The 8,120-nt window shown below is 75.4% G+C and carries 8 protein-coding genes; 5 read left to right on the forward strand and 3 right to left on the reverse strand.

All coding sequences use genetic code 11. From position 1 onward, the window contains the following. Nucleotides 1-125 precede the first annotated feature (125 nt). Nucleotides 126-1,319: an MFS transporter gene (locus E2C05_RS25615; RefSeq protein WP_133222481.1), complete on the forward strand. Its 1,194-nt coding sequence runs from the start codon at nt 126-128 to the stop codon at nt 1,317-1,319. Nucleotides 1,320-1,526: 207 nt separating this feature from the next. Here the strand turns inward: E2C05_RS25615 and E2C05_RS25620 are convergent, their stop codons facing one another. Continuing rightward, nucleotides 1,527-1,730, reverse strand: a complete 204-nt coding sequence (locus tag E2C05_RS25620) for a hypothetical protein (protein WP_133222482.1) — start codon at nt 1,728-1,730, stop codon at nt 1,527-1,529. Nucleotides 1,731-2,016: 286 nt separating this feature from the next. Continuing rightward, nucleotides 2,017-2,901, reverse strand: coding sequence for a helix-turn-helix domain-containing protein (locus tag E2C05_RS35220; protein ID WP_133222483.1), 885 nt, complete (start codon nt 2,899-2,901; stop codon nt 2,017-2,019). Between the two features lie 64 nt (nt 2,902-2,965). Here E2C05_RS35220 and E2C05_RS25630 point away from each other — a divergent pair, with 64 nt between their 5' ends. Then, on the forward strand, nt 2,966-4,192 hold the full coding sequence (locus tag E2C05_RS25630) for an MFS transporter (RefSeq protein ID WP_133222484.1): 1,227 nt from the start codon (nt 2,966-2,968) through the stop codon (nt 4,190-4,192). 437 nt (nt 4,193-4,629) lie between these two features. Here the strand turns inward: E2C05_RS25630 and E2C05_RS25635 are convergent, their stop codons facing one another. Further along, nucleotides 4,630-5,595 carry a Bug family tripartite tricarboxylate transporter substrate binding protein gene (locus E2C05_RS25635; protein ID WP_133222485.1) on the reverse strand — a complete coding sequence of 322 codons (966 nt, stop codon included), beginning with the start codon at nt 5,593-5,595 and terminating at the stop codon, nt 4,630-4,632. 173 nt (nt 5,596-5,768) lie between these two features. Between E2C05_RS25635 and E2C05_RS25640 the strand changes: the two genes are divergently transcribed. From E2C05_RS25640 to dnaQ, 3 genes are read left to right on the forward strand one after another with little or no spacing between them, the layout of a single operon-like run. Beyond that, a complete protein-coding gene (locus E2C05_RS25640) occupies nt 5,769-6,647 on the forward strand; it encodes a shikimate dehydrogenase (RefSeq protein WP_133222486.1) in 879 nt (292 codons plus the stop codon). Nucleotides 6,648-6,663: 16 nt separating this feature from the next. Further along, a complete protein-coding gene (coaE, locus tag E2C05_RS25645) occupies nt 6,664-7,251 on the forward strand; it encodes a dephospho-CoA kinase (RefSeq protein ID WP_133222487.1) in 588 nt (195 codons plus the stop codon). Then, complete coding sequence (gene dnaQ / locus E2C05_RS25650; RefSeq protein WP_133222488.1) at nt 7,248-7,952, forward strand: DNA polymerase III subunit epsilon; 705 nt, start codon at nt 7,248-7,250, stop codon at nt 7,950-7,952. Before coaE ends, dnaQ begins: the two co-directional genes overlap by 4 nt. Nucleotides 7,953-8,120: the final 168 nt, after the last annotated feature.

Below are 8,120 nucleotides of genomic sequence, written 5' to 3' on the forward strand. Positions count from 1 at the left end.
GGCCGGGCGGCCGGCCCGGGCGCTGCCCGGCCGGGGCATGGGCCGACCAACGACCGCGGCAGCCATCCGCTTGGCACCGCCGCCCGGCGGCGCGACCATCCGGGCATGACCACCCCCGCCGCCGGATGACCGCGCCACCGGCGCCGCCCATCGCCTCGCCCGATGCCCGCCGGGTCGCGCTGCTGCTCGGCGTGGCGCAGACCATCGCCTGGGCCGTCAGCTACTACCTGCCGGCCGTGGTCGCGCCGGTGGTGATCCAGGAACTCGGCGCCGACCCGGCGCTGGTGTACGGCGCCTTCTCCGTCGCGCTGCTGCTGTCCGGCCTCTGCGCGCCGCGGGTCGGCCGGGCGATCGACCGGCGTGGCGGCCGGCCGGTGCTCACCCTCTCCGTCCTGGTCCTGGCGGCGGGCCTGGCGCTGCTCGGCCTGCTGCCTGGCCTGTGGGGCTGGGTGGTCGGCTGGGTCGTGCTCGGCTTCGGCATGGCCCTCGGCCTGTACGAGGCCGCTTTCGCCACCCTCGGCGTCCTCTATGGCCGGGCGGCGCGCCGGCCGATCACCCTGGTGACGCTGCTGGCCGGCTTCGCCAGCACGGTGGGCTGGCCGGCCAGCGCCGCGCTGGTGCCGCTGCTGGGCTGGCGCGGCACCTGCCTGGCCTATGCGGCGGTGCTGCTGCTGGTGGTGCTGCCGCTGTACCGCCTGCTGCCGGCCGCCGCCGCGCCAACCGCGACGGGCGGCGCGGCGGCGGAGGCTATCGACCCACCCCTGCCGGCGGCCTGGGTGCGCCGCAGCTTCCTGCTGCTGGCGGCCTTCTTCACCATACGGTCGGTCATCAGCGGCATGCTGTCGGTGCACCTGATCGCGGTGCTGGGCGGGCTTGGCCTGTCGGTCGCGGCGGCGGTCGCCGCTGCCTCCCTGATGGGACCGTCGCAGGTTGGCGGGCGGCTGCTGGAATTCACCCTCGGCCGGGCGGCGCATCCGCTGACGGCGGCGCGGCTGGGGGCGGCGCTGCTGCCGGCCGGGGCGCTGCTGCTGGTGCTGGCCGGCCCGGCGGCGGCGGTGCCCTTCGTCCTGCTCTACGGCGCCAGCAACGGCATCCTGACGATCAGCCGCGGCGCCCTGCCGCTCGCGCTGTTCGGGCCCAAGGGCTATCCGGTGCTGATGGGCCGGCTGGCCTTGCCGATCCTGCTGGCCCAGGCTGGGGCGCCGACCCTGTCCGCGCCGCTGGTCGCCAGCCTGCCGGCGGTGGCGGTGCTGGGCCTCGCGGGGCTGCTGGCGCTGGCGGCGATGGCCTGCCTGCTGCCCTTGCGTCGCGCGCCCTGACCGGCGCGCGCCAAGTGCGGAAGCGCGCCCTGACCGGCGCGCGCCAAGTGCGGAATTGCGCCCTGACCGTCGCGCGCCGGATGCGAGTCCGCGCCCTGACCGGTGCGCGTCAGGCACAGGATTGCGCCCTCACCGGCCTGCACCCGGCGGCGGATCGCCCTGCGTCGGCCGGTGGCCGCCGCGTCACCCGTCCCGAGCGCCGCGCCGTCAGGACCGCCGGGCGGCCTGGCGCGACCGGACGAGGGCGATCCAGGCGCCCGCGCCGCCGACCAGCAGGGTGGAGGCGGCGGCCCAGGCCAGGGTGAACAGCGCGATCCGCCGCAAGATCTCGCCCGAAAGCAGATCAAGCCAGAGCACCGTTGCCAGCACCACGCCGCCCAGGACCCAGTGCTGCACCGCCTGCACCCGCATGAGGCTCGTTCCTCCCGAACCGGGCTCCGCGGTGCCGAGATTGTAGTCGGCCGCGAAACATCCGGATACAAATCGTATACCGCACAACCCTGTGAAGCAAGCGCGCCTCGCTGAAAAATGGCGAAAATCCGGCCGCGCATCGGTCGACCGCCTTGGGGCCGGGCGCGACGCGGCGCGGCGGTGCATGGCCCCGCCAGGGGGCGCGGCCCGTCGCTGCTTGGGCCACGCGGCGACCCGGCCCGCCGCGCTTGCATCCGTTGCCGCGGCGCGGTTCGGCCCGCCGCTCTCAGCGCATCGCCGGGTGGTTGGACGCAGCATCCGGGCTGGCCGCCCCCTGGCGGCCACCCATCGGCCCGCCACCCGCCAGCGCCCCGCGGGGCGAGGTCCCGAAGGCGGTGCGGAAGGCGGCGCCGAAGGCCGGCGCGCTGGCATAGCCCACCGCCGCGGCGGCGCGGGCCGGCGGCATCCCCTGGGCCAGCAGGGCCGCCGCTTCCGACAGCCGCAGCATCTGCCGCCAGCGGGCGAAGCTCATCCCCGTCTCCCGCCGGAAGAGCCGCGTCAGGGTGCGCGGGCTGGCGCCGCATTCCGCCGCCCAGGCCTCGAGGTCGGCGTCGCGCGCCGGGTCGGCCCGCAGCGCCGCCGCCAGCCGCCGCAGCCTTGTATCCCGCACCGCCGGCACGCCCAGCGGCAGGGCCTGGGCGCGGGCGATCTCGTCGAGGATCAGCGCCGCCAGGTGCCCGCCCCGCCCGGCCTCGTCCCATTCCAGTGGCTCGGAGCAGGCGGCCAGGATCAGTTCCCGCAGCAGCGGGGAGACCGCCAGCACCGCGACGCCGGCCGGCCCCGCCCGCGCCGCATCGGCGCGCAGGAACAGAGCCCGCATGGCGACCGGTCCCTGCATGGCCGTCACATGCGGGACCGCCGCCGGCACCCAGAGGGCGCGGCCGGGCGGCACCACATAGGCCGCGTGGTCGGTCTCGATCCGCATGATCCCGCCGGTGGCGTAGAGCAGCTGCGCCCGGGCATGGGCGTGCCGCGGCACGCTCTCCCCGTCCACGTAGTCGCGCATGAAGCCGGCCAGCGGCCGGTCCACCGCATCCTGCGGCAGGTTGCGGGTGGGGGCGGGGGCCAGGGCAGGGGCATGGGCGGGGGCGATTTGGCCGGATGGCGACATGGCTTGGCCTGACGTCGTTTCCCGGCCAGCCTAGGATATCCGCGAGAGAGGGAGAACGCCCCGCATGCGCGACCTGGCCAGGCGGCAGATCATCTTCATCAACGCCGCCCATACCCTGACCCATTACGGGCTGCTGATCCTGGCCACCGCCGTGCTCGGCATGGTGCAGCAGGCGCCGGAGGCCTTCGGGCGGGAATTCGGTCCCATCCTGGCGCTCGGCACCGGCATGTTCGTGCTCTATGGCCTGGGCGCCCTGCCGATGGGCTGGCTGGCGGAGCGCTTCGGGCGGAAGGGGCTGATGGCCGCCTTCTTCCTCGGCGGCGGCGCGTCGATGGTGCTGGCCGGGCTGGCGGACACGCCGCTGATGCTCGGCCTGGCGCTGGCGCTGATGGGCGCCTTCTCCGCCATCTACCACCCGATCGGGACGGCGATGCTGGTGGAGGCGGCGGGCCAGCGCGTCGGCCGCGCGGTCGGCATCAACGGCGTCTTCGGCAATCTCGGCGTCGCGCTGGCGCCGGTGGTGACGGCGCTGCTGGCGGCGCGGCTGGGCTGGCACGTGGCCTTCCTGGTGCCGGGCGTCATCTCGCTGGTGCTGGGGCTGCTCTACCTGCGCGAACCCGCCTTCGACACGGCGAAGGCCGCCGGCCCCCAGAAGCCCTTCCCGGTCATCCCGCGGGCGGTGGTGCGGCGGGCGGTGGCGGTGCTGCTGACCATCGCCGCCGTCTCCGGCCTGGTGTTCAACGCCTTCACCCTGCTGCTGCCGAAGCTGATGGAGGAACGCCTCGCCTCCTCCCCCGACCTGCTGCCGGTGGTGGGGCTGCTGGCCTTCCTGGCGACGCTCTGCGGCGGGCTGACGCAGTTCACCGTCGGCCACCTGATCGACCGGCGGACGCTGAAATCCATCTTCCTGCCGCTGGCGCTCATCCTCGCCCCCAGCATGGCGCTGCTGGCCTTCGCCGAGGGCTGGGTGGTGCTGCCGCTCTCGGCCGTCATCGCCGCCTCGGTCTTCGGGCAGGTGACGGTGAACGAGACGATGACCGCGCGCTATGTCGCGCCGGCACTGCGCACCAAGCTGTATTCGGTGCGCTTCACCGTCGGCTTCCTCGGCGCCGCCGTGGCCTCCCCCCTCATCGGCTTCCTGCACGAGGCGACGGGCAGCCTGGCCGCGCCCATGCTGGTGCTGGCCGCCTTCGCCGCCGCGACCTTCGCCTGCGCCCTGATGTTCCCGAACCGGGAGGAGGAGCTGAAGCCCGAGCTCTGGGCCCGCCACGCGCCCGCGGCGGCGGAGTAGCGCCGGGGGCGCTGCCGGACGGGGGCGGCCGGGGGCGAGGGCCATGGCGGCCTCTCAGGCCGGTTCCCGGGCCCGCCGCAGCCGCTTCCGGCCGGCGATCAGGGCCTGGAACCCCTGCATGACCTGCCAGGGTCGGCCTGGGGGGATCCGGTCCGGGTTCGCCCGACAGTGTTTGAGAAGATCGAGGCCGGCTGGTCGTTCGCGGACAGGTCCGGGGCCGGCAGCCAGGGCGCAGGCGCCGGCCGGGCGGCATGCGGGTGCGGCCGCCGCGTCAGCGCCGGGGCCCATGAGCCAGATCCCCCTGCCGGGAGGCGCAGCAGGCATGCGCCGCGCAGCAGCCCGGAGGCCGGCTCCGGCGCCGCCATCGGGCCGTTCGCAGCGGTTGACGCTGTCCGTCGCCCCGGGCCGGCCCCCGGGCAGCCGCGGACCCGCAGCCCTCACTCCGGCTCCAGCCCCGCCTCCCTGGCGCGCTGCGTCAGGTCGCGGATGCGCTGTTCCAGCATGGCGCCGAATTCCGCCGGGCCCGAAGGCATCGGCACATAGCCCAGCAGCGCCAGCCGCTCCGCCAGCCGCGGGTCCGCCAGCACCGTCCGCAGCGCGGCATTGGCGCGGGCGACGATGCTGGGCGGCGTGCCGGCCGGCGCCGCCAGGCCGAACCAGGGGACGAACTCGTAGCCCGGGAACAGGCCGGCCACCGGCGGGATCTCCGGCGCCAGAGGGAAGGACTGCGGCGCGGTGACGGCCAGGCCGCGCACCCGCCCCTCCCGCATCAGCGGCAGGCCGGCGGCGAAATCGGTGAAGGTGCTGTCCACGCGGCCTGCGACCACGTCGGTCAGCGCCTCCGGCCCGCCGCGATAGGGCACCGCGGTCATCTCCACGCCCGCCATCCGCGCGAGCGTGGCGGACGCGATCAGCGCGCTGGAATTGCCATGGCTGAAGGTCAGCGGCGTCCGGCTGGCGCGCGCTTGGGCGACGAAGCCCGCCAGGTCGCGCGCCGGCGCGGCCGCGGGCACGACGAGCACATAGGCGGTCTCCGCCACATACCCGATCGGGGTGAAGTCCCGCAGCGGATGATAGGGCAGGCGCCGGATCAGGTAGGTGTTCAGCGCGCCATTGGTAGTGCTGAACACCACCCAGGTATGGCCATCCGGCGCGGCGCGCGCCGCCGCCTCGGTCCCGATCGCGCCGGCGCCGCCGGGGCGGTTGTCCACCACCACGGGTTGGCCGAGCGCGCGCCCCAGGGGCTCGGCCAGGTGGCGCATCAGCGTGTCGGTGACGCTGCCGGCGGGGAAGGCGACGACCAGCCTGATCGGCCGGTCCGGCCAGGCGGCCTGCCCCCGCGCCGGGCGGGCGGCAGCCAGCAGGGCGCCGCCGAGGGCGGCGCGGCGGGGAAGCATGACCATGGCGCGCAGCCTGCCATGCCGGCCGGCCGCGCGCACGCGGCGCGGGAACGCGGCGGGCCCCGCCGCCGGGCGGGTCGCGTGCCGCCGCCTGACCTGGTCGCATCGCCTGGATCGCGCCGGGGGCTGCCGCGCCCCATTGACCCCGCCGCCCCGCCGGCGCTTCACATGCCGGCATGACCCTGCTGTCCGGCCATGCCCGGCTTGCCGGCATCCTCGGCTGGCCCGTCGCCCATTCCCGGTCCCCCCGCCTGCACGGCCATTGGCTGCGCCGGCACGGGGTGGACGGCACCTATGTCCCGCTGCCGGTGCGGCCGGAGCGCTTCGCGGAGGCCGTGCGGTCGCTGGCCGATCTCGGCTTCCGCGGCGCCAATGTCACCATCCCGCACAAGGAAGCGGCCTTCGCGGTGTGCGACAGGGTGGACCCGACGGCGCACCGTGCCGGGGCGGTGAACACCCTGGTCTTCCGCGACGGCGCCATCCAAGGCTCCAACACCGATGGCTGGGGCTTCCTGCGCCATTGCGAGGACGCGGTGCCGGGCTGGACCCCCGCCGCCGGGCCGGTGGTGGTGCTGGGCGCCGGCGGGTCCGCCCGCGCCATCGCCGCCGCGCTGCTGGATGCCGGCTGCCCCGGCATCACGCTGGTGAACCGCACGCCGGCGCGGGCGGAGGCGCTGGCGCGGGCGCTGGGCGGTCCCATCTCCGTTGCCGACAGGGCGCCGCTGGAAGGGGCTGCGATGCTGGTGAACACCACCTCGCTCGGCATGCAGGGCCAGCCGCCGCTGGCGCTGGACCTCGCGCCGCTGCCGGCGGGCGCGGTGGTGGCCGACATCGTCTATGTCCCGCGGGAGACGCCGCTGCTGGCGGCGGCCCGCGCGCGCGGCCTGGCCACGGTGGAGGGGCTGGGGATGCTGCTTCACCAGGCCCGCCCCGGCTTCGAGGCCTGGTTCGGCGTGACGCCGCAGGTGGACGACGAATTGCGGCAGGTGGTCGGCGGCGACATTCCCGCCACCGCGGATCGCGCCGCCCCGCAGCGCCCTGGGGGCGGCGCGTGACGCTGAGGCGCAGGCCATGAAGGTCATCGGCCTCACCGGCGGCATCGGCATGGGCAAGTCCACCGCCGCCAACACCTTCCGCCGGCTGCATGTGCCGGTCTTCGATGCCGATGCCGCGGTGCATGCGCTGCAGGGCTGGGGCGGCCGCGCCGTCGCGCCCATCGCCGCCGCCTTTCCCGGCACGGTGGAGAACGGCAGGGTGGAGCGGGAGGCGCTGCGCCGCGCCGTGCTCGGCGACCCCGCCGCGCTGAAGCGGCTGGAGCGCATCGTCCACCCGCTGGTGCGCGATGCGGAGCGTCGCTTCCTCGCCGCCGCGCGGCGGCGGTCGGAACGCCTGGTCGTGCTCGACATTCCCCTGCTGTTCGAGACCAGGGGCCAGGGCCGCTGCGACCTGGTGGTGGTGGTCACCGCGCCCGCCGCCGTGCAGCGCGCCCGCGTGCTGCGCCGCAAGGGGATGACGGAGGAGCGGCTGCGCTGGATCCTCGGCCGGCAGATGCCGGACCGGGAGAAGCGCCGCCGCGCCGATATCCTCGTCAATACCGGCCTGTCGCGCCATGCGGCGCAGCGGGCGATCCGCAAGCTCGTGAAGGACCTGCGCGCATGAGGCAGCTGGTGCTGGACACCGAGACCACCGGCCTCGACCCCGCAACCGGCGACCGGGTGATCGAGATCGCGGCGATCGAGATCGTCAACCTGATCCCGACCGGCGAGCACTACCATGTGCTGCTGGACCCGGAGCGCGACGTGCCGGAGGAAAGCACGCGCATCCATGGCTTCACCGCCGAGCATCTGCGCGGCAAGCCGAAATTCGCCGAGGTCGCGGCGGATTTCCTCGGCTTCCTCGGCGATGCGCCGGTCATCGCCCACAACGCGCCCTTCGATTTCGGCTTCCTGGATGCCGAGCTGGTGCGGGCCGGCCTGCCGAAGCTGGACCGGGCGCGGATGATCGACAGCCTGGCGGTAGCGAAGAAGCGCTTCCCCGGCATGCCGAACAGCCTGGATGCGCTGTGCCGCCGCCTCGGCGTCGACAATTCCATGCGCACCAGCCACAACGCGCTGCTGGACGTGAAGCTGCTGGCGCAGGTCTATCTGGAGCTGATGGGCGGCAAGCAGCCCGGCTTCACGCTGGCGCAGCAGGTCTCCGCGCCGGTGGCGACGCTGGACGGGCTGACCCGCGCGCGCACGCCGCGCCCGATCCTGCCGGACGCGGCGGCGCTGGCGGCGCATGCCGCCTTCCTGAAGAAGCTGAAGGACCCGCTCTGGCTGCAGCCGCCCTTCGCCGCGGCACCGGGCGAGGGCGGCTGATCCCAACGGCCATCGCGCCTGACCGTCGGTATCGCTCCGGTGCCTCCAGGCGCCGGGCGGCGGCTGCGCAGCCTTGGCTGGTCGCATCGGCCGGCGGCGCCGGCCGCGGGTCGTCCCGAACGGCCGCCGGCAGGGCGCGGCGGCGCGGCCGGCGGCAGCCGGCACCGG

The organism is Paracraurococcus ruber (assembly GCF_004353985.1).
GTDB classification, from domain to species: Bacteria; Pseudomonadota; Alphaproteobacteria; order Acetobacterales; family Acetobacteraceae; genus Paracraurococcus; species Paracraurococcus ruber.

Excerpts from the sequence above, each read along its gene's own strand:
- E2C05_RS35220 (WP_133222483.1), bottom strand. The coding sequence starts at position 2,901 with ATGTCGCCATCCGGCCAAATCGCCCCCGCCCATGCCCCTGCCCTGGCC.
- E2C05_RS25620 (WP_133222482.1), bottom strand. The coding sequence starts at position 1,730 with ATGCGGGTGCAGGCGGTGCAGCACTGGGTCCTGGGCGGCGTGGTGCTG.
- E2C05_RS25615 (WP_133222481.1), top strand. The coding sequence starts at position 126 with ATGACCGCGCCACCGGCGCCGCCCATCGCCTCGCCCGATGCCCGCCGG.
- E2C05_RS25640 (WP_133222486.1), top strand. The coding sequence starts at position 5,769 with ATGACCCTGCTGTCCGGCCATGCCCGGCTTGCCGGCATCCTCGGCTGG.
- dnaQ (WP_133222488.1), top strand. The coding sequence starts at position 7,248 with ATGAGGCAGCTGGTGCTGGACACCGAGACCACCGGCCTCGACCCCGCA.
- coaE (WP_133222487.1), top strand. The coding sequence starts at position 6,664 with ATGAAGGTCATCGGCCTCACCGGCGGCATCGGCATGGGCAAGTCCACC.
- E2C05_RS25630 (WP_133222484.1), top strand. The coding sequence starts at position 2,966 with ATGCGCGACCTGGCCAGGCGGCAGATCATCTTCATCAACGCCGCCCAT.
- E2C05_RS25635 (WP_133222485.1), bottom strand. The coding sequence starts at position 5,595 with ATGGTCATGCTTCCCCGCCGCGCCGCCCTCGGCGGCGCCCTGCTGGCT.